General features: G+C 75.3%; 28 protein-coding genes. 22 read left to right on the forward strand and 6 right to left on the reverse strand.

Translation table 11 applies throughout. The annotated features are described in order from the left end of the window. Nucleotides 1-10 precede the first annotated feature (10 nt). The 4 genes from ACBI99_RS06410 to ACBI99_RS06425 are packed head-to-tail and all read left to right on the forward strand — an operon-like array spanning nucleotide 11 to nucleotide 4,546. Entirely contained in the window at nucleotides 11-1,030 is a 1,020-nt protein-coding gene (locus ACBI99_RS06410) for a 3-oxoacyl-[acyl-carrier-protein] synthase III C-terminal domain-containing protein (protein WP_357591070.1), read from the forward strand. Continuing rightward, nucleotides 1,024-2,661 (forward strand): fatty acid CoA ligase family protein, encoded by a 1,638-nt coding sequence (locus ACBI99_RS06415; RefSeq protein ID WP_375071863.1) that lies wholly within the window; start codon nucleotides 1,024-1,026, stop codon nucleotides 2,659-2,661. Before ACBI99_RS06410 ends, ACBI99_RS06415 begins: the two co-directional genes overlap by 7 nt. Continuing rightward, nucleotides 2,658-3,629 carry an NAD-dependent epimerase/dehydratase family protein gene (locus ACBI99_RS06420; RefSeq protein ID WP_357591068.1) on the forward strand — a complete coding sequence of 324 codons (972 nt, stop codon included), beginning with the start codon at nucleotides 2,658-2,660 and terminating at the stop codon, nucleotides 3,627-3,629. The genes ACBI99_RS06415 and ACBI99_RS06420 overlap by 4 nt, the downstream gene beginning before the upstream one ends. Beyond that, complete coding sequence (locus ACBI99_RS06425; protein WP_364182636.1) at nucleotides 3,626-4,546, forward strand: alpha/beta fold hydrolase; 921 nt, start codon at nucleotides 3,626-3,628, stop codon at nucleotides 4,544-4,546. The genes ACBI99_RS06420 and ACBI99_RS06425 overlap by 4 nt, the downstream gene beginning before the upstream one ends. Before the next feature lie 9 nt (nucleotides 4,547-4,555). On the opposite strand, the gene ACBI99_RS06430 is transcribed toward ACBI99_RS06425, so the two are convergent. After that, complete coding sequence (locus ACBI99_RS06430) at nucleotides 4,556-5,026, reverse strand: TspO/MBR family protein (RefSeq protein WP_375071864.1); 471 nt, start codon at nucleotides 5,024-5,026, stop codon at nucleotides 4,556-4,558. 133 nt (nucleotides 5,027-5,159) lie between these two features. Between ACBI99_RS06430 and ACBI99_RS06435 the strand changes: the two genes are divergently transcribed. Together ACBI99_RS06435 and ACBI99_RS06440 are read left to right on the forward strand one after the other, a co-directional pair. After that, the gene (locus tag ACBI99_RS06435; protein ID WP_375071865.1) at nucleotides 5,160-6,077 is read left to right on the forward strand and encodes a family 16 glycosylhydrolase; all 918 of its coding nucleotides are present in this window, start codon (nucleotides 5,160-5,162) and stop codon (nucleotides 6,075-6,077) included. 27 nt (nucleotides 6,078-6,104) lie between these two features. Then, nucleotides 6,105-6,959 carry an endonuclease/exonuclease/phosphatase family protein gene (locus ACBI99_RS06440; protein WP_375071866.1) on the forward strand — a complete coding sequence of 285 codons (855 nt, stop codon included), beginning with the start codon at nucleotides 6,105-6,107 and terminating at the stop codon, nucleotides 6,957-6,959. Nucleotides 6,960-6,964: 5 nt separating this feature from the next. Here the strand turns inward: ACBI99_RS06440 and ACBI99_RS06445 are convergent, their stop codons facing one another. Both ACBI99_RS06445 and ACBI99_RS06450 read right to left on the reverse strand, forming a co-directional pair. Next, complete coding sequence (locus ACBI99_RS06445; protein WP_219510106.1) at nucleotides 6,965-7,729, reverse strand: ABC transporter permease; 765 nt, start codon at nucleotides 7,727-7,729, stop codon at nucleotides 6,965-6,967. Beyond that, a complete protein-coding gene (locus tag ACBI99_RS06450; RefSeq protein WP_219510105.1) occupies nucleotides 7,726-8,661 on the reverse strand; it encodes an ABC transporter ATP-binding protein in 936 nt (311 codons plus the stop codon). The genes ACBI99_RS06445 and ACBI99_RS06450 overlap by 4 nt, the downstream gene beginning before the upstream one ends. 112 nt (nucleotides 8,662-8,773) lie before the next feature. Here ACBI99_RS06450 and ACBI99_RS06455 point away from each other — a divergent pair, with 112 nt between their 5' ends. The 13 genes from ACBI99_RS06455 (at nucleotide 8,774) to ACBI99_RS06515 (ending at nucleotide 19,233) form a co-directional block, all read left to right on the forward strand. Next, nucleotides 8,774-9,883, forward strand: a complete 1,110-nt coding sequence (locus ACBI99_RS06455) for a sensor histidine kinase (protein WP_375071867.1) — start codon at nucleotides 8,774-8,776, stop codon at nucleotides 9,881-9,883. After that, on the forward strand, nucleotides 9,880-10,548 hold the full coding sequence (locus ACBI99_RS06460) for a response regulator transcription factor (protein WP_308126002.1): 669 nt from the start codon (nucleotides 9,880-9,882) through the stop codon (nucleotides 10,546-10,548). The genes ACBI99_RS06455 and ACBI99_RS06460 overlap by 4 nt, the downstream gene beginning before the upstream one ends. 41 nt (nucleotides 10,549-10,589) lie before the next feature. After that, nucleotides 10,590-10,883 (forward strand): helix-turn-helix transcriptional regulator, encoded by a 294-nt coding sequence (locus ACBI99_RS06465; protein WP_219510103.1) that lies wholly within the window; start codon nucleotides 10,590-10,592, stop codon nucleotides 10,881-10,883. Beyond that, nucleotides 10,880-11,266 (forward strand): VOC family protein, encoded by a 387-nt coding sequence (locus ACBI99_RS06470; protein ID WP_375071868.1) that lies wholly within the window; start codon nucleotides 10,880-10,882, stop codon nucleotides 11,264-11,266. Before ACBI99_RS06465 ends, ACBI99_RS06470 begins: the two co-directional genes overlap by 4 nt. Nucleotides 11,267-11,484: 218 nt before the next feature. Continuing rightward, nucleotides 11,485-12,006, forward strand: coding sequence for a TlpA disulfide reductase family protein (locus ACBI99_RS06475; protein ID WP_219510099.1), 522 nt, complete (start codon nucleotides 11,485-11,487; stop codon nucleotides 12,004-12,006). A 117-nt stretch (nucleotides 12,007-12,123) separates the two neighbouring features. Further along, nucleotides 12,124-12,327 (forward strand): hypothetical protein, encoded by a 204-nt coding sequence (locus ACBI99_RS06480; protein WP_219510097.1) that lies wholly within the window; start codon nucleotides 12,124-12,126, stop codon nucleotides 12,325-12,327. An 86-nt stretch (nucleotides 12,328-12,413) separates the two neighbouring features. After that, nucleotides 12,414-12,950, forward strand: a complete 537-nt coding sequence (locus ACBI99_RS06485; protein ID WP_357591059.1) for a MauE/DoxX family redox-associated membrane protein — start codon at nucleotides 12,414-12,416, stop codon at nucleotides 12,948-12,950. A gap of 22 nt (nucleotides 12,951-12,972) precedes the next feature. Beyond that, complete coding sequence (locus tag ACBI99_RS06490) at nucleotides 12,973-13,635, forward strand: peroxiredoxin family protein (RefSeq protein WP_375071869.1); 663 nt, start codon at nucleotides 12,973-12,975, stop codon at nucleotides 13,633-13,635. Continuing rightward, complete coding sequence (locus tag ACBI99_RS06495) at nucleotides 13,632-15,488, forward strand: ABC transporter ATP-binding protein (protein WP_375071870.1); 1,857 nt, start codon at nucleotides 13,632-13,634, stop codon at nucleotides 15,486-15,488. Before ACBI99_RS06490 ends, ACBI99_RS06495 begins: the two co-directional genes overlap by 4 nt. Further along, nucleotides 15,485-15,907: a S26 family signal peptidase gene (locus ACBI99_RS06500; RefSeq protein ID WP_357591053.1), complete on the forward strand. Its 423-nt coding sequence runs from the start codon at nucleotides 15,485-15,487 to the stop codon at nucleotides 15,905-15,907. Before ACBI99_RS06495 ends, ACBI99_RS06500 begins: the two co-directional genes overlap by 4 nt. A 79-nt stretch (nucleotides 15,908-15,986) precedes the next feature. Then, nucleotides 15,987-17,096, forward strand: coding sequence for a TetR/AcrR family transcriptional regulator (locus tag ACBI99_RS06505; RefSeq protein WP_375071871.1), 1,110 nt, complete (start codon nucleotides 15,987-15,989; stop codon nucleotides 17,094-17,096). Further along, a complete protein-coding gene (locus tag ACBI99_RS06510; RefSeq protein ID WP_375071872.1) occupies nucleotides 17,093-17,728 on the forward strand; it encodes a transcriptional regulator in 636 nt (211 codons plus the stop codon). The genes ACBI99_RS06505 and ACBI99_RS06510 overlap by 4 nt, the downstream gene beginning before the upstream one ends. Beyond that, the gene (locus tag ACBI99_RS06515; protein ID WP_375071873.1) at nucleotides 17,725-19,233 is read left to right on the forward strand and encodes a pyruvate, phosphate dikinase; all 1,509 of its coding nucleotides are present in this window, start codon (nucleotides 17,725-17,727) and stop codon (nucleotides 19,231-19,233) included. Before ACBI99_RS06510 ends, ACBI99_RS06515 begins: the two co-directional genes overlap by 4 nt. 56 nt (nucleotides 19,234-19,289) lie before the next feature. Here ACBI99_RS06515 and ACBI99_RS06520 read toward each other — a convergent pair whose 3' ends face one another. Both ACBI99_RS06520 and ACBI99_RS06525 read right to left on the reverse strand, forming a co-directional pair. Continuing rightward, nucleotides 19,290-19,877: a histidine phosphatase family protein gene (locus tag ACBI99_RS06520; protein ID WP_375071874.1), complete on the reverse strand. Its 588-nt coding sequence runs from the start codon at nucleotides 19,875-19,877 to the stop codon at nucleotides 19,290-19,292. A gap of 45 nt (nucleotides 19,878-19,922) precedes the next feature. Further along, nucleotides 19,923-20,924, reverse strand: coding sequence for an aldo/keto reductase (locus ACBI99_RS06525; RefSeq protein ID WP_357591050.1), 1,002 nt, complete (start codon nucleotides 20,922-20,924; stop codon nucleotides 19,923-19,925). 100 nt (nucleotides 20,925-21,024) lie between these two features. Between ACBI99_RS06525 and ACBI99_RS06530 the strand changes: the two genes are divergently transcribed. Next, entirely contained in the window at nucleotides 21,025-21,861 is an 837-nt protein-coding gene (locus tag ACBI99_RS06530; protein ID WP_375071875.1) for a helix-turn-helix transcriptional regulator, read from the forward strand. Nucleotides 21,862-21,870: 9 nt separating this feature from the next. Here the strand turns inward: ACBI99_RS06530 and ACBI99_RS06535 are convergent, their stop codons facing one another. Beyond that, complete coding sequence (locus ACBI99_RS06535; protein ID WP_219510086.1) at nucleotides 21,871-22,995, reverse strand: FAD-dependent monooxygenase; 1,125 nt, start codon at nucleotides 22,993-22,995, stop codon at nucleotides 21,871-21,873. A 63-nt stretch (nucleotides 22,996-23,058) separates the two neighbouring features. Here ACBI99_RS06535 and ACBI99_RS06540 point away from each other — a divergent pair, with 63 nt between their 5' ends. Together ACBI99_RS06540 and ACBI99_RS06545 are read left to right on the forward strand one after the other, a co-directional pair. Continuing rightward, complete coding sequence (locus ACBI99_RS06540; protein ID WP_219510084.1) at nucleotides 23,059-23,520, forward strand: MarR family winged helix-turn-helix transcriptional regulator; 462 nt, start codon at nucleotides 23,059-23,061, stop codon at nucleotides 23,518-23,520. 88 nt (nucleotides 23,521-23,608) lie between these two features. Beyond that, nucleotides 23,609-24,778, forward strand: coding sequence for a geranylgeranyl reductase family protein (locus ACBI99_RS06545; RefSeq protein ID WP_375071876.1), 1,170 nt, complete (start codon nucleotides 23,609-23,611; stop codon nucleotides 24,776-24,778). Nucleotides 24,779-24,805 lie beyond the last annotated feature (27 nt).

Consider the following 24,805-nt stretch of genomic DNA (forward strand, 5'->3'; position numbering starts at 1 on the left):
GAGGAGGCGCATGACCGCCGTTCACGCCCGGGTGGCCGGAGTGGCCGCCCACCTGCCCGAGACCACGATGACCACGGCCGAGCTGGAGGACCGGCTCGCCGCCCGCAACCCGGGGATGGACCTGCCCCGGAGCGTGATCCACAAGGCCAGCGGGGTGCGGCGCAGGCATGTCGCGCCGCCGCACGAGATGCCGTCCGACCTGGCCGCGCACGCGGCCCGCGCGCTGCTGGCCGAGCGCGACCTGCACGCGCGCGACCTCGACCTGCTCGTCTACGCGGGGGTGACCATCGACCTCATCGAACCGGCGACCGCGCACATCGTGGCGGCGAAGCTGGGCGCCGGCTGCCCGGTGTTCGACGTGCGCAACGCCTGCAACAGCGTGCTGAACGCGATCCAGGTGGCCGAGGCGCTCATCGTCACGGGCCGCCACCGGCGGGTGCTGATCTGCTGCGGCGAGCTGCCGACCGCGTTCATGCCGTGGACGCTGTCCGGGGCCGACGAGTTCCTGACGATCGCCGCCGCCTACACGGTGTCGGACGCCGGGGCCGCGCTGCTGCTGGAGCCCTCCGTGGAGCCGGGCGTGCTCGGCCACCGGTTCGCCGCCCAGTCGCTCGGGTGGGACGCCGCCACCGTGCCGCTGCTCAACCTGACCTCCGACCCGGCGTCCGACTGGCCGGTCATCCGGCCGCTCACCGTCGACGCCGTCGAGCTGGTGCGCGGCATCGAGGCGACCGACCACGCCGTCTTCACCGACCCGCTCGCCGCGCTCGGCCTCACCTGGGACGACTTCGCCGCCGTGTGCGTGCACCAGGCGTCGCTGCCCGCGCTGTGGAAGTTCTGCGACCACGTCGGGATCCCGCAGGGCAAGGTGGTCGTCACCATCGCCCAGCACGGCAACCTGGTGGCGGCGACGCTGCCGGTCCAGCTCGCCCAGGCGGTCGCCTCGGGGCGGGTGCGGCGCGGCGACCTGGTCGCGCTCGTCGGGCTGGCGAGCGGGTTCAGCGCCGGCACGGTGGTGGTGCGGTGGTGACGCCGGCGCCGGTGAGCGAGCTGGTCACGCGGGCCGAGCGGTGGGCCGCCGACCGGCCGGACGCGGTCGCCTGCCAGGTGGGCGGGCGGGCGCCGCACGCGGTCAGCTACGCGGAGACGGCCGAGGCGGTGCGGGAGACGACGGCCGCGCTGGCGCTCGCCGGGGTGCGTCCGGGCATGCGGACGGTGCTGCTGGTGTTCCCGGGCGTGGAGCTCGGCGTGCTGGCGCTGTCGCTGCTGCGGCTGGGGGCGGTGCCGGTCATGGTCGATCCGGGGCTGCCGTGGGCGGCGGTGCGGCGGTGCCTGGCGCGGGCGGAGCCGGAGGCGTTCATCGGCGTGCCGCTCGCCCAGGCGGCCCGGCTGGCGCTGGGCTGGGCGCGGCGCACCAGCCGCGTCACGATCACGGTCGGGCCGCGCCGGTTCTGGCCGGGCCCGACCCTCGACGGCCTCCGAGCCACCGCCCGTGCCACCGCCCGCGCCACCGCCCGTGCCGACGCCCGCGCCACCGCTCCCGCGCCCGGGCCCGACGATCTGGCGCTGATCGCGTACACGTCCGGGTCGACCGGCCCGCCGAAGGGGGTGCCGTTGCGGCACCGGCATCTGACGGCGCAGCTCGACCTGCTCGCCGGGCTGGACGCCGTCCGCGCGGGCGCGTCCGTCCTGTCGACGTTCGTCCCGTTCGCGCTGGGGGCCGCGGCGCTCGGCGCGACCGCCGTGCTGCCCGACCTGGACCCGCGCCACCCGCTGCGGTTCGACCCGGCGGCGCTGGCCGAGGACATCCGCCGCTACCGGGTGTCGGCGGCGTTCGCCGCGCCCGCGCTGCTGGACCGGCTGGCCCGGCACTGCGCGGCCCGGGGGCTGGTGCTCGGCTCGCTGGACACGGTGGCCGTGGCGGGCGCGCCGCTGTCGCTGCCGACGCTGGAGCGCGTGCGCGCCTGCCTGCCCGGCGGGGCGCGGGTGCTGTCGGTGTACGGGGCGACCGAGTGCCTGCCCGTGGCCGCGATCGAGGGGCGTGAACTGACGGCGGCGCTGGCCGCGCACCCGGGGATGGGCACCTGTCTGGGCACGCCGCTGCCGGGGGTCGAGGTCCGGGTCATCGGGGTCACCGACGACCCGATCGCCCGGTGGGACGACGACCTGGTGGCGCCGCCCGGCGCCGTCGGCGAGATCGTGGTCTCCTCCCCCGCCGTCAGCGACCCGTACCTGGACGATCCCCACGCGACCGCCCTGGCCAGGATCGCGGACGGCGACCGGGTCTGGCACCGGATGGGCGACCTGGGCCGGCTGGACGAGGACGGCCGGCTGTGGTTCGCGGGCCGCAGGTCCGAGCGCGTCCGCGCGCCGGGCGGCGACCTGTACCCCGACCACGTCGAAACGCTGCTGGCGGGGACGCCGGGGGCGCGCCGGGTCGCGCTGGTGGGCGCGGGGCCGCGCCCGGTGCTGGTGGTGGAGCCCGAGGACGGCGTCCGGCCCGGCGCGGCACGGGCCGCGCTGCTGGCGGAGGCCGCGCGGCACCCGGCCACGGCGGGGCTGCGCGACGTGCTGGCGCATCCGCGGTTCCCGGTGGACGCCCGGCACAACAGCAAGATCCGCCGCGATCTGCTCGGCGTCTGGGCCGGGCGGCGGCTGTGAACGTTCTGGTGACCGGGGGCGGCGGGTTCCTCGGCCTGGCCGTGTGCCGCCTCCTGGCCGGGCGCGGCGACAGCGTGCGCGCCCTGCACCGCCGCCGGCACGCCGGGCTGGAGGCGCTCGGCGTCACCCAGTGCCTGGCGGACGTCCGCGACCCGGCCGCCGTGCGCGCCGCAGTGGACGGCTGCGAGGCCGTGGTGCACTGCGCGGCCATGACGGGGACGTACGGCGCTTACCGGGACTTCCGCGAGGTCAACGTGGACGGCACCCGCAACGTGCTGGACGCGTGCGCGGCCGGCGGCGCGCGGCTGGTGCACGTGTCGTCGCCGAGCGTCGTCCACGACGGGCGCGACCTGGAGGGCGTCGACGAGTCCGTCCCGTACGCCACCCGCTTCACCGCCGCCTACCCGCGCACGAAGGCGATGGCCGAGCGGATCGTGCTGGCGGGGCCCGTCCCGGCCGTGGCGCTGCGCCCGCACCTGGTCTGGGGGCCGGGCGATCCGCACTTCCTGCCCGGGTTCGTGGCGAACCGGCGGCGGCTGTGGCTGCTGGGCCGCGAGGACCGGACGATCGACACCGTCTACGTGGACAACGCGGCGGACGCCTGCGTGCTGGCCCTGGACCGGCTGCGGCCCGGGTCGCCGCTGTGCGGGCGGGCGTACTTCGTCACGCAGGGCGAGCCGTGCGGCTTCGGCGAGTGGGTGAACGCGCTGCTGGCCGCGGCCGGGCTGCCGCCGGTGCGGCGGCGGCTGCCGGTCCGGGCGGCGCGGGCGGCGGCCTTCGTCCTGGAGCGGCTGGCCGGTGTGCGGGACGGCTGGGAACCGCCGCTCACCCGGTTCCTGGTGGAGCAGGCGTCGACCGCGCACTGGTTCGACATCTCGGCCGCGCGCCGCGACCTCGGCTACCGGCCGCGCGTGAGCATGGCCGACGGGCTGGCCCGCCTGGCCGCGCACCTCTCGGAGGCCCCGTGACCCGGTTCCCCGGCTACCCGTTCACGTCCCACTGGTACGCGCATCCGTCCCGGGGCGGGCTGCGCCAGCACTACGTGGACGAGGGGGCGGGGCCGCCGGTGCTGTTCGTGCACGGCAACCCGTCCTGGAGCTACCTGTGGCGGCGGCCGGTCGCGGCGCTGCGGGACCGGTTCCGCTGCGTGGCGCCGGACCATCTCGGCATGGGCCTGTCGGACAAGCCGTCCGCCGAGGAGTACGAGCACACGCTCGCCTCGCGCGTCGACGACCTGGACGCGCTGGTGGGGCATCTCATCGCCCGCCGGGGCGCGCCCGGCCGGGGGTGGACGCTGGTCATGCACGACTGGGGCGGGCCGATCGGCATGGCGTGGGCCTGCCGCCACCCGGGCCGGGTCGCCCGCCTGGTCATCCTCAACACGGCGGCCTTCCCGAACCCGCACGGCGAACGGGTCCGGCTGCCGCTGCGGGCGCCGCTGTGGGTGCTGCGCCGCACCCGGCTGGGGGCGCGGCTGTTCCTGCGGCACAACCTGTTCGCGCGGGCCGCCACCTGGCGTCCGCTCGGCGTGCGCCGCCGCATGCCCGCGCACGTGCGGGCGGCCTTCCTGGCCCCGTACGACCGGCCCGCGCACCGGGTGGCCGTGCAGCGGTTCGTGCACGACATCCCGCTGCGGCCGGGCGATCCGGCGTGGCCGCTGCTGGAGGGGACCGCCCGGCGGCTGGACCTGTTCGCCGGGCTGCCGGCGTTCGTCGGGTGGGGGCTGCGCGACCCGGTGTTCGACCCGGCCGTGCTGGCCGAGTGGCGCCGCCGCCTGCCCGCGGCCCGGGTGCGCGTCTTCCCCCGGGCCGGGCACTACGTGCTGGAGGACGCGCACGAGGAGCTGGTCCCCGAGATCCGCGCGTTCCTGACCGGGTCCGCCTGACCCGGCTGTTCAGGCTCCGGGGTTCTTGCGGGCGATGGCGGCGTTGAGCGCGGTGGCGAACAGCGTCCATCCGGCGTAGGGCAGCAGGAGCAGCCCGGCGCGGCGGTCGGCCGTCCAGCCCCGGCGGACGAGCAGCGCGTTGGAGGCGTTCAGCACGGCGATCTCGGCGAGCGCCGCGCGCGGGGCGTGCGCCCGGAAGAACAGGGCCGGCCAGGCGGCGTTGAGGAGCAGGTTGGCGGCCAGCGCGCCGCGGAACGCCCGCCGGTCCTCCTCCCGCCCGTTCGACAGGGCCCGGACGCCGGCGTAGGTGATGAGCCCGTACAGGGGCGTCCACACCAGGCCGAACGCCTGCGGCGGGGGCTGCCACGACGGTTTCGCCAGCCGCCGGTACCAGGCGGAGCGCGCGTCGGTGGCGAGCGTTCCGGCGACGGCGGCGGCGGTGACCCCGAGCGCGATCTTCAGCAGGAGTTTCCCTTTCATGGCGATCTCCTGCCCTCGGAGCGCGCTCCCGCACCTCGGTCAGGGGCCGGCGATCCCCCTCTCGCGGAACCTCGCGTCCTGGGGCATACTTATGCCGGTTGACCATGATCACTGACCCCCGGTGAAGGGCACCATGGCTGAGCGTGACATCGACCGGCGACGGCTCCTGACCGTCTGCGGCCTGTCCCTGGGGCTGGCCGCCCTCCCCACCGGGGTGCGGGCCGCCGCCTCGCCGCCCGGCCCCCGGCCCCACCGCGCCGAGGCGACGTGGGAGAACATCATCGAGAAGTCCTCCTTCAGCAGCTGGGCCGCGTTCGACCAGGAGTGGAACCGCCTCTACCCGTGGGACGGCGACGCGGACACGCACAACGGCGCCGCGCTGATGCACGCCGGCCAGATCACGCTGTCGGAAGGCGTGCTCACCCTGACGGCGACCCGGCTCGCGGCGGCGCAGGGCACCAGCCCCCACGCACCGCACGCCCCGCTCTGGTACCGCTCGGGCGCCGTCCACGCCAAGGAGCTGATCCTGGTCGACGACCAGTTCCCCGAGTACGACATCGAGGGCGAGTTCAGCGCGCAGACCGGGCCGGGCGTCTGGCCTGCGTTCTGGACAACCGGCGAGTGGCCGGCGTGGCCGCCGGAGAGCGACATCCTGGAGTACGTGGGCGACTCCACGAACCTCTTCAACACCTGGAACAAGACCTCCAGCGGCGACGAGGGCGAGGAGTCCGGCGGCGACCACTTCGTCACCCGGGCAAAGGTCCCCGTCGCCGACCCGGCGGCCTGGCACACGTACCGGGTGTGGATGTACAAGCAGGGCCCCGACGTCATGATCGACTACTACCTCGACGGCACGTGGGTGGCCACCCACCGGGGCAGGAACTGGGCCGGCGTCCCGCAGCGCCTCATCATCAACCTGCAGATGGGCTCGTACGCCTCCGGGCTGGACGGGCCCGGCGACGCCGGCTGGGCCGACCAGCTGCCGGGGCCCACCGGAGACACCCTGCTGCGCGCCCGCAACGTGTGGGCGGGGCGCACCCGCGCCTGGTAGCCGCCGGGCGCCGCCGGGGCCGCGCCCGTGAAGGTGGAGCCGCTGGCCGTCACGAGCCTCCCGCCGATGGGCGCCAAGGCCGCGGAGCTGACCGCGAAGGCCCGCGGCGGCACGGCCAGGACCGCCTCGCCGCAGCGGGCGCGGGCCGCGCGGGCGTTCCACGAGCTCCAGCTCAACCTGTGCAACAGCGGCAAGGCCGCCTGCTACGCCGACGGGCAGGCCGTCTTCGAGGGCGGCGACCTGATCTACGTGCTGGCCCCCGACCTGGTGACGCTGAACGAGATCTGCTCCGTCGACCTGCCGGACTACCTGCAGCCGTCGCTGGCCGAGGCGTGGCCGGACGACTGGACGTACTCCGTCTTCCAGCCTGCGCTCAACAAGGCCACCGGCCAGCCGATCACCTGCACGAACGGCGGCACGTACGGCAACGCGGTGCTCGGCCGGGTCCCCGCGGACCTGTGGCAGGGGGCCGACGGCTGGGCCGGCCAGTACACGACGCAGGACAGCGGCAACGAGGTGCGCACGTTCGCCTGCGCGTACGCGATCGGCGACCACCTGTCGTGCGCCACCCACCTGAGCGCGGCGAGCGAGGCGATCGCGCTGGCGCAGTGCCGGGCGCTGATGTTCGACGCCGTGCCGTACATCAGGTCGGAGGAGGGCATCTCCGGCAAGACGGTCGTCGGCGGTGACTTCAACCTGGAGTACGACACCTCCGACCCGGAGAACGTCCAGAAGTGCGTGCCCGCGGGCAACGTCCGCAAGGGCGACGGCGACGTCCAGCACGTGATCTTCAGCAACGACTTCGTCTTCACCGGCCGCTCCACGTTCGGGATGACGCACACCGACCACGACGCCCTCCTCATCAAGCTCAGCAAGCCGTGAGCGGGTCAGTCCCAGCGGAAGAAGGCTGAGGCGACGGCCGTCCCCACGACCACGCAGCCGGCCAGGCCGATCAGGTGGGCGCCCTGCACCGGGGCGCCCGCCCAGGCCGCCGACAGCGCCTCGACCCCGGCGCCGAACGGCAGCCACTCCCCCACCGCGGCGACCGGCCCCGGCAGGCTGTCGCGCCCGCCGAACATGCCGCCGGTGGCCCCCAGCAGGAAGAACAGGGTCAGGCCGATCGCCACGGCGGAGTTCGGCGTGGGCGACAGCGCCGCGACGATCAGCCCGGTGGCGTACATGGCGGCCACCATCAGCGCCAGCACGCCGACCGCGGCGCCCGCGCGCACAGGCGGGTTCGCGCCGAAGGCCAGCAGGGCGAGCACCCAGGCGGCGGCGATGCCCACGGCGATCTGCGCCACCCCGACCGCGGCCTGCGCGACCAGCACCATCAGCGGCGAGGCGGGCGTCACGCCGAGGCGGCGCAGGATGCCGCTGCGCCGGTAGTAGGCCAGGAAGCTCGGCATGTTGACGACGCCGGTGGTGGCCGCGACCATCGTGAACACCAGCGGCAGCACGTACACGTCGAGCGCGGTCCGGCCGTTGCCGACGCTCTGACCCCCGGCGGCGGAGGCGTTCATCACCAGGATGAGCATCGGCAGGCCGATCGGCACGATCAGCCCGGCGGTGTCGCGGGCCACCATCTTGAGCTCGCAGACCAGCAGCGTGCCGAAGGCGCGCGGGCCCGGCCGGTGCGCGGTGACGTCGGTCATCGGGGGTCCTCCTCCTCGGCGCCGAGCCGGTGCCCGGTCAGCGCGACGAACGCGTCCTCCAGCCCGGCCCGCTCGCTGCGGGTCTCGGTGGCCACGACGCCGGCGCGCACGAGCGCGACGCTGACGGCCTGCAGCAGCTCGCCGTGCCCCTCGACGACGACCCGGCCGCCGTCGGCGCGCACCCGCTCGACGCCGGGAAGCCCTTCCAGCAGGCCCTCCGGTACGGGCGTCGCCGCGTGGAAGGTGATCCGCTGGGCGAACCCGGCGCGTTCGACGAGCCCGGCAGGCGAGCCGAGGGCGACGACCCGGCCCGCGTCGAGCAGCGCGACCCGGTCGCACAGCCGCTCGACCTCCTCCATCGCGTGGCTGACGAGCAGGATGGTCACGCCGGAGTCGCGCATCCGCTCGACGGTGGACCACATCTGGCGGCGCGCCTCGGGGTCGAGCCCGGTGGTGAGCTCGTCGAGGATCACCACGCGGGGCCGCCCGACGAGGGCGAGCGCGATCGACAGCCGCTGCTGCTGGCCGCCGGACAGGCTCTCGAACCGGTTGCGGGCCGAGGCGGTCAGGCCGACCGACTCGATCAGCTCCCCGGCCGGCACCGGGTCGCGGTAGAAGGTCGCGTACAGGCGGACCAGCTCGGACACGGTGAGCGCGGCGTGCAGGGTGGCGTCCTGCAACTGGACGCCGAGGACCTGGCGCAGCCGGGCCCGGTCGCGCCGCGCGTCCAGGCCGAGGACGCGGACCGCGCCGCGGTCGGGCCGCCGCAGCCCGGCGATCAGCTCCACGGTGGTCGTCTTGCCTGCCCCGTTGCGTCCGAGGATGCCGAAGATCTCCCCGGCGTCGATCGACAGGCTGACGTCCTCGACGGCGACCTTGGGCCCGTAGCGCTTGTGCAGTCGTTCCGCCTCGACGGCGGGCGTTGATGACATGTCCCGGACGTTAGGCGGGGGCCGCCGACCGGCGCCTGTGCCGATCGTCAGCATCGGCGGCCGTGACTTTCGGCACCCCCGGACTGGCGGGAGTCGCCATTACAGTGGCGTCATGCGGCGAATCGAGCCGGACACGTGGGCGGGCCTGGCGATGCTGCTGGTGTGTGTCGCGGTGGGCACCCCGACGCTGCTCGGCGCGGCCGGGACGCGCGTCCCGCTGCCGGTGTGGGGGGTGCAGTTCGCGCTCCTGCTGGCCACGCTGATGGGCGCCGCGCTCTGGGAGGACAGCCGCCCCCTGCTGTCGCGGGCGTGCTACGGCGCGTCGATCGTGCTGGGCTGGCTGACGCTGCTGACCGCGCCGAACGCCGGATGGCTGCCGATCCTGCTGGTCTGCACCGCGACCATGGGCGCGTACGTGGCCCCGCCCTGGGCCGCCCCGGCGGTGATCGGGCTCAACAGCGTCGTCATCGCCGTGACCGCGGGCCTGGCCGGCGCCGATGCCGCCTCGATCGGCCTGCAGACGCTGCTCTACCTGCTGATCCAGGTGGCGGGGCTGCTCAGCTCGCTGTCGATCCTCCGGGAGCAGCGGATGCGCCGCGAGCTGGCGGAGGCGCACGTCGAGCTGCGCGCGGCGAGCGTCATCCTGGCCGACACCGCCCGCGCCCACGAACGGCTGCGCATCTCCCGCGAGCTGCACGACCTCATGGGGCACCAGCTCACCGCCCTCACGCTGGAGCTGGAGGTCGCCCGCCACCAGGAGGGCGACGCCGCCCGCGCCCACGTCGAACGCGCCGGCGAGGTGGCCCGCACGCTGCTGAGCGACGTGCGCGCCACCGTGGGCCGGCTCCGCGCCGACGCCCCCGAGCTGCGCGCGTCGCTGCGCGCCGTGGTGCGTGACATCCCCGGGCTGGACGTCGACCTGCGGATCGACGACGACGTGCGGCCCTGCGAGGAGGTGACGCTGACGCTCGTCCGCGTCGTGCAGGAGATCGTCACCAACACGATCCGGCACGCCGGGGCGACCTCGCTGCGCGTCCGGATCGAGAGCGCGCCCGACGGGGGCGTCCGGCTCACCTCGGCCGACGACGGGCGCGGCAGCCCGCTGCTGCGGCTCGGCAACGGGCTGCGCGGCCTGCGCGAGCGCGTCGACGCCGTGGGCGGCCAGGTGCGGTTCGACGGCAGCTCCGGGTTCCGCGTGACCGCCACGGTGCCGGGGCGGTGACCGGGGTGACCCAGGCGATCCGGGTGATCGTCGTCGACGACCAGACGCTGGTCCGGCAGGGCATCCGCAGCCTCCTCGACCTGACCGAGGACATCGAGGTGGCCGGGGAGGCCGACGACGGCATGGCGGCGCTGGCGGCGATCGAGGAGCACGCCCCGGACGTCGTCCTGCTCGACCTGCGCATGCCGCGTCACGACGGCCTCTGGACGCTCGACGCGCTGCGCGAGCGGGCGGGCGGCGCGCCGCCGGTGCTCGTGCTGACCACGTTCGACGACGACACGCTCGTGCTGGACGCGATGCGCGCGGGCGCGGGCGGCTACCTGCTGAAGGACGTGACGCTGGAGCGGCTGACCGGGGCCATCCGGGTGCTGGCCGGAGGGGGGACGCTGATCTCGCCGTCGATCACCGACCGGCTCATGCGGGCGGTGCGCCGCCGCCGTCCGCCGGACGGGACCGGCCTGCCCGCCGTCCAGCCGCTCACCGAGCGGGAGCTGGAGGTGCTGCGGCTGGTCGCGGAGGGCTACAGCAACCGGGAGATCGCGCAGGCGCTGTTCCTGGCCGAGGGCACGGTCAAGAACCACGTCTCGACCGTGCTGCTCAAGCTGGGGGCGCGCGACCGGACGAACGCGGTGCTGCGCGCCCTGCACGCCGACCTCCTCGGCTGACCGCTTGATAGGCAAGTGACGACTTGCCTATTGTGGGGCGCATGGCGGATGATGTCTTCAAGGCCCTGGCCGATCCCACCCGCCGGCGCATCCTCGACGCGCTGGTGCAACGGGACGGCCAGACGCTGTTCGAGATCTGCGCGCGCCTGGTGACCGAGCACGGATCGGGCCTGACCCGCCAGGCGATCAGCCAGCATCTGGCCGTCCTGGAGTCGGCCGGCCTGGTCCGGACGCGCCGCCAGGGCCGCTACAAGTTCCACGACCTCGACACCGAACCGCTTGAGCGCGCCATGACCCGGTGGCTCAAGCCCCGCACATCTGAGGAGAACCCATGAGGATCCGCCTGACGAGCGTCTTCGTCGACGACCAGGAGAAGGCGCTGCGCTTCTACACCGACGTGCTCGGCTTCGTGAAGAAGAACGACGTGCCGCTGGGCGAGGACCGCTGGCTCACCGTCGTCTCGCCCGAGGCGCCCGACGGGACCGAGCTGCTGCTGGAGCCCGACGGCCACCCCGCCGTGAGGCCCTACAAGGCGGCGCTGGCCGCCGACGGCATCCCTGCGGCGTCGTTCGCCGTGGACGACGTGACCGCCGAGTTCGAACGGCTGCGCGCGCTCGGCGTCACCTTCACCCAGGAGCCGCTGGAGATGGGCCCGGTCACCACGGCCGTCCTGGACGACACCTGCGGCAACCTCATCCAGATCGCGCACAGCAAGTAGCCCCGCGCCCGGCCTCCCCCGCCGGGTGACGGCAGGCGTAAATGAGGAAAAGAGTTCTTACCCACTCATCCCCGATATCCAAACTCCGCATTTGACAGGCGGAAACTCCACCCCAAACTGGGCATTGCGGTCACGTTCTTTTTGATAGATCATCGACGCGTGGCCCCCGCCACCGATGCCCCTAGGCTCGGAGGACGCCTGTCGTGATTTTCGCTGTCGTGGGACTGGTATTCGTCGGCGTGATCGGCCTGGTCAACCTGGCGATCCTGCTGGTCCTGCTCCGCCGGTGGCGCGAGCTGGGACCGGCCGGAGGCGCGGGCGGCCGGGGAATCGTCCGGACCATCGATCGAATTCCGAGTTTCTCCGCCGAAGCCCTCGACGGCGCCACGGTGACCGAGCGCACGCTGCTCGGAAAGGAGTCCCTGGTCGGATTCTTCTCGCTCACGTGCGAGGCGTGCGTCACGGCGGTGCCGCTGTTCGCCGCGCACGCCGAGCGGCTGCGCGCCGCCGGGGGGATCTCCCTGGCGATCGTGCACGGCGACGACGCGGCCGGCAGCGAACTGGCCGCGATGCTCCGCGACACGGTCGACCTCGTGATCGCCGAGGACGCGCGCGCCGAGCTGTCCCGACGCTACGGCGCCAGGAACTACCCGACCTACGCCTGGTACGGCCCCGACGGCGTGGTCACCACGGCGGGCGCGGGCGTCGCCGCCCTGCGGACCGAGCTGGTCGCCCCCTAGCGCCTCCCGGAGGCCGCCCCCCAAGCCCGCGCGGGCTGCCGGCCACGGTGAACACCCCCTATCCGTGGTCCGGAGCCCGCGTGCGGAAAACCGATCCACTCACCCCAGAGGAGAGGCATGATCCAGAGCCTGACCCGGCGTGTCACCCGCGCGGTCGAGACCCTGCTCCCCAAGGCCACCGCCGACGCCGGATGCACCCCCGAGTCGTGGATGGAGTACAAGGTCCAGGGCGGTGTGTGCTTCGGCCGCACCTGCTCGCTCAACGGCGCCTGCGTGAAGCACTGCGGCGCCTGGTACAGCTACAGCCACAACTACTGCTGATCCCCGCGTGAGCTCAACGCGCGCGGCCGCACCCGCCAGAGCGGCCGCGCGCGTGCCCCCCTTTCCCGGAGCTTCCTGGAGCTTTCGTGCTGTACGTTTCGCTCGCCTGCCGTCTCACCCTGGTGGCGGTGCTGGCGCTCGCGGCGGTGGCCAAGCTGCGCTCCCCGCGGGTGTTCGCCGCCTCGCTGGCGGGCTTCGACGTCGTCCCGGCGCGGCTGCGCGGGCCGCTGGCCGTGCTGGTCCCGGCCGCCGAGCTGCTGGTCGCGCTCCTGCTGGCGCTGCCGCCCACGGTCACGGCGGGGTTCGTGGCCGCGACGGCGCTCTGTCTCGGGCTGACGGCCGTCCCGGTGCTGGTCGTGGCGCGCGGCAAGCGGGTGACCTGCGCCTGCTTCGGCGCGAGCGAGGCACCGCTCGGCGTCCGGCACATCGCCCGCAACGCGGTGCTCCTGGCGGCGGCGGTCACGGGCGCGGCCGTGGCGCTCACGGCGGGCGGCGGGATGCCGCCCACCGTGCCCGGGATCGTGCTGGCCGTGGTCTCGGCCGGCGTGCTCACCGTCCTGATCGTCTTCGTCGACGACCTCGCCTCGCTCTTCGCCTCTCCCTCGTCGGCCGGGGGCCGCTGAGGCGGCGCCGGAAGGGACCTCCGTGGAACACCTTGCCGCAGGACTCGTCCTGGTCACGGCGACCACTGCGCTGAACGCGGTGCTGACCCTGGCCCTGGTACGCCGCTGGCGGAGCCTGACGAGCTCCCCGCCGGACGCCCACGACCACCACGACCACCACGACCACCACGGCCACCACGACCACCACGGCCACGACGGCCACGACGGCGCGCCGGATCTGGGCATCGCGCCCGGCAGCCGGATGCCCGCGTTCTCCGCCGTCGCCGCCGACGGCTCGGCAGTCACCCGCGAGACGCTGATCGGCCGGCCCGCGCTGGTGGCGTTCCTGTCGCTGGACTGCTCGGGCTGCGACGACAGCCTGCCCGCCTTCGCCGAGCGCGCACGGCGCGTCCGCGAGGCGGGCGGCCGGGTGCTGGCCACGGTCGTCGGCGTCGACGCGGCCGGGAGCGAGCTGGCCGCCCGGCTGCGCGACCTCGCCGACCACGTGGTGCCCGAGTTCCTCGACGCGCCGGTCGGGGCCCGGTTCGGGGCGCGCTACTACCCCGGGTTCGCCCACTACGACGCCGACGGCATCGCCGTGACGGCCGGCGTCGGCCTGGCCGCGCTGGACGCCCCGGACGACGTACGGGACGTACGGGACGGCGTACGGATGGACACGCGGGACGGGGAGACGGCGGCGCGGTGAGGGGCGGCGACGGCGCGGAGGGCGTCTCCATCCTGCGCGCGATGGCGGCCGCGTACGCCCTGGCCTGGCGGTCCTGCCCCGGCATGCTGCTCGTGCAGGGCGTCACGGCGGTGGTCGGCGGTACGGCGCCGGTGGCCGCCGCCTGGCTGACCAAGGTCGCGCTCGACGAGCTCGCCTCCCCCTCCCCCAGGGCGGGCGCGCTGGTGTGGGTGGCGGCCGGGATCGGCGCCCTGGGCGTGGCGCTGGCCACGACCTCCGCCGTCACCGCGTACGCGCAGGGGCGCGCCCGGCGGGCCATCGGGCTGCGGTCGCACGACCGGCTGTTCGAGGCCGTCAACGGGATGAGCGGCCTGGCGCGGCTGGAGGACCCGCGCTTCCACGACCGGCTGCGGCTGGCCCAGCAGTCGGCCGAGCACGCCCCGGACCAGCTCGTCCAGATGGGCCTGGCCACGGTGCAGGGGGCGCTCGGCGTCCTCGGGTTCCTGGGCGCGCTGGTGGCGATCAGCCCGGTCATGGCGGGGGTCGCGGTGCTGGCCGCCGCCCCGGCGATGGCCGCCCACCTGGCGCTGAGCAGGCGGCGGGCGGGCCTGATGTGGCGGACGAGCCCCGGCATGCGGCGCAAGCTCTTCTACCAGATGCTGCTCACGGATCTGCAGGCGGCGAAGGAGGTGCGGCTGTTCGGGCTGGGCGGCTTCCTGAAGGGCCGGATGCTCACAGAGCTGCGCGCCGCCAACCGTGCGGAGGACCGGCTGGAGGGCGGCGTGGTGCGCGTCCAGGTGTCCCTCGCCGTGCTCGGCGCGCTGCTGTCGGCCGGCGGGCTGGTGTGGGCGGTGCACGCCGCGGCGGGCGGGAGCATCGGCGTCGGCGACGTGTCGATCTTCATCGCGTCGCTGGCCGGGGTCCAGTCGGGGCTTGCGGCCCTGGTGCAGGGCATCGCCGCCGGGCACCAGTCGGCGCTGGTCTTCCATCACTACCTGGCGGTGACAGGGGTCGCGGACGACCTGCCCGTGCCCGCCCGGCCGCGCGGGCTCGCCCCGCTCGCGCGCGGGATCGAGCTGCGCGACGTGTGGTTCCGCTACGGCGAGGACTCCCCGTGGGTGCTGCGCGGGCTGAGCCTGACGATCCCGTACGGGACGAGCGTGGCGATCGTCGGGCTGAACGGCGCAGGCAAGAGCACGCTCGTCAAGCTGCTCTGCCGCTTCTACGACCCGCAGCGCGGCAGCATCCTGTGGGACGGCGTGGACGTGCGGGACGTCCCGGTGGCGCGGCTGCGCGAGCGGATCGGCGCGGTGTTCCAGGACTACATGGACTACGACCTGACCGCCGCCGAGAACATCGGCCTGGGCGACCTGGCCGCGCTCGGCGACCGGGACCGGATCCGCGCCGCCGCCCGGCGGGCCGGGGTCCACGAGGTCGTCGAGCGGCTGCCGTCGGGCTACGGGACGCTGCTGAGCCGGGTCTTCCACGCGGGCGAGGAGGACGACGGCGACGGCCCGGCGAGCGGCGTGCACCTGTCGGGAGGGCAGTGGCAGCGCCTGGCGCTGGCGCGCGGGCTGATGCGGCAGGGCCGCGACCTGATGATCCTGGACGAGCCCAGCTCCGGCCTCGACGCGGTGGCCGAGGCGGCGGTCCACGACCGGCTGCGGGAGCTGCGCGCGGGCTCCACCAGCGTGCTGGTCTCCCACCGGCTGAGCGCCGTGCGCCGGGCCGACCGGATCGTCGTCGTGCAGGACGGCCGCGTGCTGGAGAGCGGCGACCACGCCTCGCTCACCGCGTCGCCGGACGGCGCGTACGCCCGGCTGTTTCGCACCCAGGCGGCGGGCTACCGCGAGGACCCGGTGGCCGCCGAGTGAGCCTGTTCCTGGCCTGCGCGGTGGTCCTGCTGGCCGGGGGCGCGGTGGCGGCGCGGCTGCTGCTGTCCACGGTGACCGTGCGGGGCGGCAGCATGTCGCCGGCCCTGTCCGACGGGGACGTCCTGCTGGTGCTGCGCGGCCGCCGCCGGGTGCGGGCGGGCCGGATCGTGGTCGTGCGGCGGCCCGCGCCGGGCACGGGCTGGGCCGGGCCCGCCGGGACCGGCTGGTACGTCAAGCGGGTCGCCGCGGCGCCCGGCGACCCGATGCCGCCGTGGGCGCCTGCCGGGCTGCCCGACCGGGTGCCGCCGGGGGCGCTGGTGCTGCTCGGGGAGCACCCGGGCTCGGAGGACTCCAAACAGTGGGGCCTCTGCCCGGCGGAGCTGATGTACGGAGTGATGCTGCTGCGGCTGTCACGATGACCGCACCACATCTCGGATGACGCTATCATCTGGATTGCATGAACATTTGAATTGCAGTCGTCGGAGGAGAGGTGTGGCGATGGTCCGGCTGACACGCGCCCAGCAGCAGGCGCGCACGCGCGCGGCGGTGCTCGCGGCGGCGCGGGAGGAGTTCGTGGAGCACGGTTACGCGGCGGCCAAGGTCGACCGGATCGCCGAGCGGACCGAGCTGACCCGCGGCGCCGTCTACTCGAACTTCCCCAGCAAGCGCGCGCTCTACCTGGCCGTGCTCGTCGACCTGGTGGAGAACGCGCCCACGGCCGCGCCCAGCCCCACGGCGTCGCTGCCGGGCGCGCTCGGCGCGTTCGCCAGGGCGTGGCTGGAGCGGCTGCCCCTCGTCGACGACCCCGCCGCCGGAGGCCGCCTGCAACTGCGCTCGCTCGTGGGCGTCGTCGACGACGAGCCGGGCCGCGCCGTGCTGGCGCAGCTCGCCCGCCTGGAGGCGCTGCTGCTCGCCCTCGGCCTGGAGTCGTGCGAGCCCGACCCCCGCGCCCCGCGCCGCGTCCGCCTGGCCGAGCTGGTGCTGACCATGCTGAACGGCTCCGGCCTCATGGCCGAGCTGGCGCCCGGCTTCGGCGACCCGTTCGACCGGGCGCTCGCCTGCGAGCACCTGGCCGGGCTGGCGGGCGAGCGCGGCCTCGGCGACACGTGGGACCCGCCGTACCTGACCTTCGTCGGGCTCGCCGAGCGGTGCCGGGAGCCGTGGGACCCGCCCACCGGACTGCTCGACCACCTCACCGGCAGGCCCGCCGACCTGGGCGCCGACGGCCTCGTCGTGGCGCTGGGCGCGCGGCGCCTGTCGGCCGCCGAGGAGGCCGTGCGCTCGGCCCGGCCCGGCGAGCAGGTCACGGTGGCCGTCGTCACCGCCGACCCGGCCGAGACCGGCAGCCTCGTCCGGCTCCGGGTCAGCGACCTCACCGCGTGCCTGCGCCGGGTGTTCCCGCCCGAGGCGTGGGGGCACGTACGCCTGATCGTGAGCGACGGCGCGGTGGCCGCCGCCGCCCTCGGCGTGAACGGGTACGACGACCAGACGGAAGCGGCCGTACGGGTCCGCGACGGCATGGTCGTCGCCCGCAGCCAGGGCCGGGGCGCCGCCTACGCCGCGGCCACCGGCGAGAGCGCGCACGACCCTCGGGGGGCCGGCGCATGAGCGGGCTCCCCGGGACCGGGCTTCCCGGAATCGAGCACGGCGCGGTGCTCCTGCACACGCTGCGCTGCGCGGGCTGGTGCGCCGTCGAGCGGCTGGCCGTGGCCACCGGCCTGGACGAGGCCACCACCGAGTCCGAGCTGATCGACCTCGCGGTCGCCGGGCTGGTCACGCGCACATCCGGCGCCTTCGCCGCGTGGGGGCTGACCGACGCCGGCCGCGCCGCGAACGCCGAGCGGATCGCCGCCGAGCTGGAGTCGGCCGGGACCCGTCCCGCGCTGCTCGCCGCGTTCGAGCGCTTCCTCGTGCTCAACCCCGAGCTGCTCGACCTCTGCGCCGCCTGGCAGCTCCGGCCCGTCGGCGGCGTCCTGACCGCCAACGACCACAGCGACCCGTCCTACGACGCCCGCGTCGTCGCCCGCTTCGAGGACCTCGACCGGCGGGCCGAGGCAGTCTGCGCCGACCTGGCCGGGGCGCTGCCGCGCTTCGGCCGCTACCGGGTCCGGCTCGCCGAGGCGCTCGGCCGGGCCCGGGCGGGGGAACGGCGCTACCTGGCCGACGGCACCGCCTCCTACCACGCGGTGTGGGCCGAGCTGCACGAGGACCTGCTCGTGACGCTGGGGATCCCCCGATGAGGTGGATCCGCCCGCTCTCCGCGCGGACCGGGGAGAGCGCCGCCGTCATCGGCGCCAAGGCGCACGGCCTGGTGACGCTGCACCGGCTCGGGCTGCCGGTCCCCGCCGGGTTCGTCGTCACCACCGAGGCGTGCCGGGCGTTCCTGCGCGACGGCCGGCTGCCCGGCGGGCTCGCCGACGAGCTCGTGAGCGCCGTGCGCGACCTGGAGGCGGCGACGGGACGCCGGTTCGGCGGGCCGGGGACGCCGCTGGCCGTGTCGGTGCGCTCCGGGGCGGGCGTGTCGATGCCCGGCATGATGCACACCGTGCTCAACCTGGGCCTCACCGCCGAGGCGGCGGCCGGGCTGGCGGCCGAGACCGGCGACGTCCGGTTCGCCGAGGACTCGCGGCGGCGGTTCCTGGCGAGCCTCGCCGCCGCCACCGGCGACGCGCGCCTGGCGATCCCCGGCGACCCCGCCGCGCAGCTCGAGCTCGCGGTCCGGACCGTCTTCGCGTCGTGGGACACGCCGCGGGCGCGCACGTACCGTGAGCTGCACGACATCCCGCACGACCTCGGCACGGCCGTGATCGTGCAGGCGATGGTGTACGGCAACCGCGACGGCCGCAGCGGCACCGGGGTCGCCTTCAGCCGCGACCCCACCACGGGCGAGAACACCCCGTTCGGCGACGTGCTCTTCGGCCACCAGGGCGAGGACGTCGTCTCCGGCCGGTCGCTCACCCTCCCCCTGCGCGAGCTGGCCGGCCGGGAGCCCGCCGTGTGGGCCGCGCTGGCCGGCGCGCTGCGCCGGGTGGAGCGGCACTACCGGGACGCGTGCTACGCCGAGTTCACCTTCCAGGCCGGGGAGCTGTGGATGCTGCAGGTCCGGCCCGGCGGGCTCACCGGCGGGGCCGCCGTCCGCGTCGCCACCGAGCTGGCCGGCGAGGGGCTGATCAGCCGGCGGGAGGCGCTGCTGCGGGTGTCGCCGCAGCAGCTCCGGCACGTGCGCACGCCGCGCCTGGCGGCCTCGGCGCGGGCCGCCGTCGTGGCCCGGGGCGTCGGCGCGTGCCCGGGCGTGGCGTCCGGGAGGGTGGCGACGTCGACCGAGGCGGCGGTGCGGATGGCCGCCTCGGGGCCGGTCATCCTCGTGCGGCCGGAGACGTCGCCGCACGACATGCGCGGCCTGGCCGCCGCGGCGGGGATCGTCACCGCGCGCGGCGGGCCCGCCAGCCACGCGGCGGTCGTCGCCCGGTCGATGGGCAAGCCCGCCGTCGTCGGCGTCGCCGGGCTGGTCGTCGGCGCCGGGTCGGTGACGGCGGGGGGCCGGATCATCGAGGAGGGCGCGCTCGTCACGATCGACGGCTCCGGCGGCGAGGTCGCCCTCGGCTCCGCCCCGGTCTCCACGGACGAAGCCGGCCCCCACCTGCGCCGCCTGCTCGCCTGGGCGGACGACGTGTCGGGCGGCGACCCCGCCGGCGACGAGGCCGCCCGCCTCGCCGCCGCCCACGCCGCCCTCCGCACCCCCTGAGGCCCGGCCGGTCCCGTACGCCCTGAGCCCTGCGCCCCCGCCGGGGCTGTGCGGGCTCAGGGGCGGATGCGGGGGCCGAAGCCGGTCCAGCGGAGGTCCGGCGGGAGGTGGCCCATGTCGTTGTAGAGCAGCACCGCCGGGGCGGCGCGGTCGTGGAAGTCGATCGCGGTGAGCGCGGCGTTGCCGCAGTTGAGGCCCAGCCAGCGGGCCGGGGGCGCGTCGAGGGCGTGCCGCACCAGCCAGGCCACCTGGTAGGCGTGCGTGATCAGGACCTCGTGGCTCTCGGTCTCGGCGGGCCTGGCGAACCGGCCGGCCAGCGCCGCCGCGAGCCTCGCGCCCTCGGCCGCCTCGGCGGGGTCGTACCCGTCGAAGAACCCCGCCCACTCGGCGGGCATCTCCTCGGGCACGTGCGGCACGTGGTCCACCAGCTCGGCGGCCTCGCGTACGGGGACGCCTGGCAGGCGCCCGCCGACGATCTCGGCGCACCGGACGGCGCGTGGCAGCGGCGAGTGCCACACGGCGTCGACCGGCAGGGCGGCGAGGCGGTCCCCCAGCAGCTCGGACTGCCGGTGGCCCACGTCGGTGAGCGTCCCGAACGCGTCCGCCGACCCGTGCCTCGCCACGTACAGATGCCTTGTCGCCATGCCCGACCCACCTTGCCCAATGCTGTCAACATTCAGATGATGGCATCATCCTAGCGGCCGTTCGCTGTCCAGGTCGGCCATGTGCCGGCTGGGGTACCGGTCGCCCTTGGCGGCGCCGCGCGGGATCAGCTCCTCGATCCGGGCGAGCTCGTCGTCGCCGAGGGAGACGCGGACGCTGTCGACCAGCGCGCCGACCTGGTCGAGGCGCCGCGCGCCCACGACGGGCACGATGTCCTCGCCGCGGGAGGCGACCCAGGCGATCGCCAGTTGCGCGATCGTGGCGTCCTTGGCGGCGGCCAGGTCCGCCAGCCGCGCGGCCAGCGCGGCGTTGTGCTCGCGGTTGCCGTCCTGGAAGCGCGGCGACGCCGCCCGCATGCCGCCGGTGGTCCCGCCGCCGATGAGGCCGCGCGACAGCACCCCGTACGCGGTGACGCCGATGCCGAGCTCGCGGCACGCGGGCAGGATCTCGTCCTCGATCCCCCGGCTGAACAGCGAGTATTCGAGCTGCACGTCGCAGATGGGGGCGACGGCCGCGGCGCGGCGGACGGTCGCGGCGCCGACCTCGCTCAGGCCGACGTGCCGCACGTACCCCTGCTCGACCAGCTCGGCGATGGCGCCGACGGTCTCCTCGACGGGGACGGCCGGGTCGAGCCTGGCCGGGCGGTAGACGTCGACGTGGTCGACGCCGAGCCGCCGGAGCGAGTACGTCAGGAAGTTGCGCACGGCGGCGGGGCGGGCGTCGAACCCGGCGTGGCTCCCGTCGGGGCCGCGCAGGGCGCCGAACTTGACCGAGAGCACGACCTCGTCCCGGTCCCGCCCGGCCAGCGCGCGCCGGATCAGCAGTTCGTTGTGCCCGGATCCGTAGAAGTCGCCGGTGTCCAGGAGGGTGCCGCCGGCGTCCAGGTAGGCGTGCAGGACGCGTACGCCGTCGTCGTCGCGCACGGGCCCGTACGCGCCGGACAGGCCCATCGCGCCGAGGCCGGGCGAGGAGACGGCGGGGCCGGTGCGGCCGAGGCGGCGGGCGGTGAGCTGGGTCTTCGTCGTCATGCCTCCCACTGTGCGCACCGCCGCGCAGCGCAGCCAGGCACGGCCCAGCCAGGGACGGACTCTCCCTGGCTGGGCGCGGCCTCATCCCTAGACTGGAGGCGTGATCGACCGTGCCGGGCTCGCCGACTTCCTCCGCCGGCGCCGCGAGCTGCTGCGCCCCGCGGACGTGGGCCTGCCGGCCGGCGTGCGGCGCCGGACGCCGGGGCTGCGGCGGGACGAGGTGGCACAGCTCGCCGACATGTCCGCCGACTACTACGCCCGGCTGGAGCAGCGGCGCGGCGCGAACCCGTCGGAGCCGATCGTGGCCTCGCTGGCGCGGGCGCTCCGCTGCGACCTGGGCGAGCGCGACCACCTCTACCATCTGGCCGGGCTCGCTCCCCCGGCGCGCCGGGCGGGCCGGCACATCCGGCCCGGCCTGATCAGCCTGGCCGGCCGGCTCACCGACGTGCCGGTGTGCATCTGCACCGACCTGAACGAGGTCCTGTGGCAGAACGCGCTCGCCGACGTCGTGCTCGGCCCGCGCCGCCCCGGGCAGGCGCAGATCATCTGGCGGTGGTTCACCGAGCCGGGCGCGCGCGACCGCTTCCCGGAGGAGGACTGGCCGCGCCACTCGCAGGCGCACGTCGCCGACCTGCGCGCGACGTACGCGCGCCGGGCCGGCGAGGAGGACGTCGTCCGGCTGGTGCGCGGGCTGCTGAGGCGCAGCGCCGAGTTCCGCGAGCTGTGGGAGCGGCACGAGGTGGCGGTGCGCCGGTTCGACCGCAAGCGGTTCGCGCACCCGGAGGTCGGGCTGCTGCACCTGACGTGCGAGGTCCTGCTCACGCCCGAGGCGGACCTCAAGGTGCTGGCGTTCTTCCCGACCGAGGGCACCGACGCGAAGGAGAAGCTCGACCTGCTGCGCGTCATCGGGACGCAGGACCTGCGACCGGCCCGGTGAGGGCGGCGCTCAGGGGGAGGCGGCGGCCGTGAGGCGGTTGCTGAACCGGGCGAGCATCCCGCTCTGCGACGTCTCGGAGAACAGCCGCCCGATCACCGGCGGAATCCGCCAGTTGGCCGGGCTGCGCCGGGCCAGGCTGGACACCAGGGAGACGTGCTTGTAGCGGGCCCGTTCGTAGGCGCGCAGCCGTTGCGCCACGTCGCCGCCCTTGGCGAGCTCGCGCCCGAGCACCCAGGCGTCCTCGAACGTCTGGTTGGCGCCCTGCCCGAGGGTCGGCGGCATGAGGTGGGCGGCGTCGCCGACCAGGGTGACGCGGCCCTTGCCCCACTCGCGGCGCACCTTCTGCCAGTGGTGGCCGAAGAAGTCCAGGTCGGACTCGGACGCCTGGGCGAGCACCTCGGGCACCGGCGAGGCCCAGTGGCCGAAGCGCCGCCTCAGCTCGGCGAGCGGCGCGGCGGGACGCGGGTCGCCGGGCTTCCACCGCACGTCGAACCACCACTGCAGGTTCCCGTCGCCCGCCGGGATGAGCCCGCACGCGCCCTCCCGGCCGGTGATCATCAGGTGCACGTGGGTGCGGGCCAGATCGATGTCGATCCGGCTGAGCGCCTGCCAGGTGCCGAAGGCGGCCGTCCGGATGGGCACGTCGCCCCACAGCTCGCGCCGGACGACGGAGTGGTGGCCGTCGGCGCCGACGAGCAGGTCACCCGTGGCGGTCGAGCCGTCGTCGAAGACGGCGGTGACCCGGTCGGCGTCCTGGGTGACGCTCCGGCAGCCCGTGCCGAAACGGATCAGGTCGCCGGGCAGCCCCTCGGCCAGGCGTTCGAGCACGACGCGGCGCGAGACCGACTTGTTGGCGAAGCCGTAGCGCGCCTCCGCGTGGGTCATGTCGGAGCGGAGGCGGAGCCGGCCGTCCGACGTCATCGCGTCGATCCGGTCGAACCTCCCGCCCGCGCCGTCGAGGCTGACGCCGAGGTCGTGCAGCACGGCGGCGCCGTTGCTGAAGATGCTCAGCCCCGCGCCGCCGGTCCGCATGGACTCGGCCCGTTCGAAGATCCGCACCCGGTGCCCGGCGGCCAGCAGGCTCCGGGCGACGGCCAGGCCGCCCACACCCGCGCCGATGACTAGAACGTCCATTATCTCTCCAAACCGGAATCTCTCCGATTCAAAGATACATCGATGTGAAGTACATTGGGCCGGGTGACCGACAAGCATCCAGAAGAGGACGTCTTCCGCGAGTTCCTGATCGCGGTCATGCTGCACATCGAGGCCATCGCCGACCGGCTCGGCGTGCACCACGTGGACGTGGCCGCCCTCATCCTGCTGGAGATGCGCGGCCCCCTCGCGGTCGGGGCGATCGCCGAGGAGCTGGGCCTGCCGTCCGCCTCCACGACCCGGCTCATCGACCGGCTGGAGAAGGCCGGCTACGTGCGGCGGGTGCGCGGCCGCCGCGACCGGCGCACGGTCACCGTGGAGCCGATCGAGGAGGGCATGGCCGCCTACCACGCCACCCGGATCGCCTCCGAGCGGCACCTGGAGAAGATCGCCGCACACTACTCGCCGGAGCAGGTACCGCTGATGCTGGGCATGCTCGGTGGCGTCGCCCGCGCCTACCGCTCGGCGACCAGGGAGCTGCGCGAGGGCTCAGAACACTCTTCGTAATCAATTCGTCACTCTCCGGTTATCAACCCTTCGCCTTCCCGGGCGTTCCGGCGGCTCCTCACGGACGGTTACCGTCCGGAAGGAGGGGGTGATCGCCATCCACGGAGTCTGGGACGTGGTGGTCGTCGGCGCCGGTCCCGCGGGCGCCACGGCGGCCCGCGTGGCGGCCGAGGCGGGATGCGCGGTGCTGCTGCTGGAACGTGCCATCATCCCGCGCTACAAGACGTGCGGCGGGGGCCTGATCGGCGGCGCCCGGGCGGCGCTGCCCGACGGCCTGCCGGTCCGGGTCCGGGACGTCGCCCGGACGTTCGAGTTCACCTGGGAGGGACGCAGGCGCCGCGCGCTCACCTCCGCCGGGGAGCAGCCGATCCAGATGGTGTTCCGCGACGAGCTGGACGCCGCCCTCACCGTCGCCGCCGCCGACGCGGGCGCCCAGGTCCGCGACGGCACGCCGATCGCCGGGCTGGAGGACGACGGGCTGGTCAGCGTACGGACCTCGCGGGGTGAGACGATCCGCGCCCGGGCCCTGGTCGGCGCGGACGGCAGCGCCGGCCGGATCGCCGGGCACGTCGGGGTGCGCTGCGAGCAGATCGACCTGGCGCTGGAGGCCGAGGTGCCGGTCGGCGACGACGCGGCCGCCCGCTGGCGCGGCCGGATGCTCATCGAGTGGGGGCCGCTGCCGGGCTCGTTCGGCTGGGTGTTCCCCAAGGGCGACATCTGCACCGCCGGCGTGGTGGCCTCCCGCGGCCAGGGCGAGGCCACCCGCGCCTACCTGCGCGACTTCCTCACGCGCCACAGGCTCGCCGAGGCCGAGCCGCTGCACGACACCGGCCACCTGACGCGCTGCCGCCACCCCGATTCGCCGCTCGCCCGGGGCCGGGTCGTCGTGGCCGGTGACGCGGCGGGACTGTGCGACCCGTGGTCACGCGAGGGCATCTCGTTCGCGTTGCGCTCCGGCGCCTGGGCGGGCGAGGCGGCCGCGCTGATCGCCGCCGCGGCCGACGACGCCGCCGTCACCCGGGCCGCCGACGACTACACCCGTACGGTGACCGCCACGCTCGGCGCCGAGATGGCGGCCTCCCGGCAGGTCATGGACCTGTTCACGCGGCGTCCCGGCCTCGTGCACGGCGCCCTTACCAGGGTGCCGCCGGTGTGGCGGATGTTCGACCGCTACGTCAACGGCGAGACGACGATCCCCGCGCTGGTCCGCCATCCGGTGGCCCGCGCGGCCCTGCGGGCGTTCGGCCGCCTGGCCTGAACGCCCGCCGACAGAGAGGACACGCAT

It is taken from the genome of Nonomuraea sp. ATR24, from assembly GCF_041950485.1.
In the GTDB taxonomy this organism is placed as follows: Bacteria; Actinomycetota; Actinomycetes; order Streptosporangiales; family Streptosporangiaceae; genus Nonomuraea; species Nonomuraea ceibae.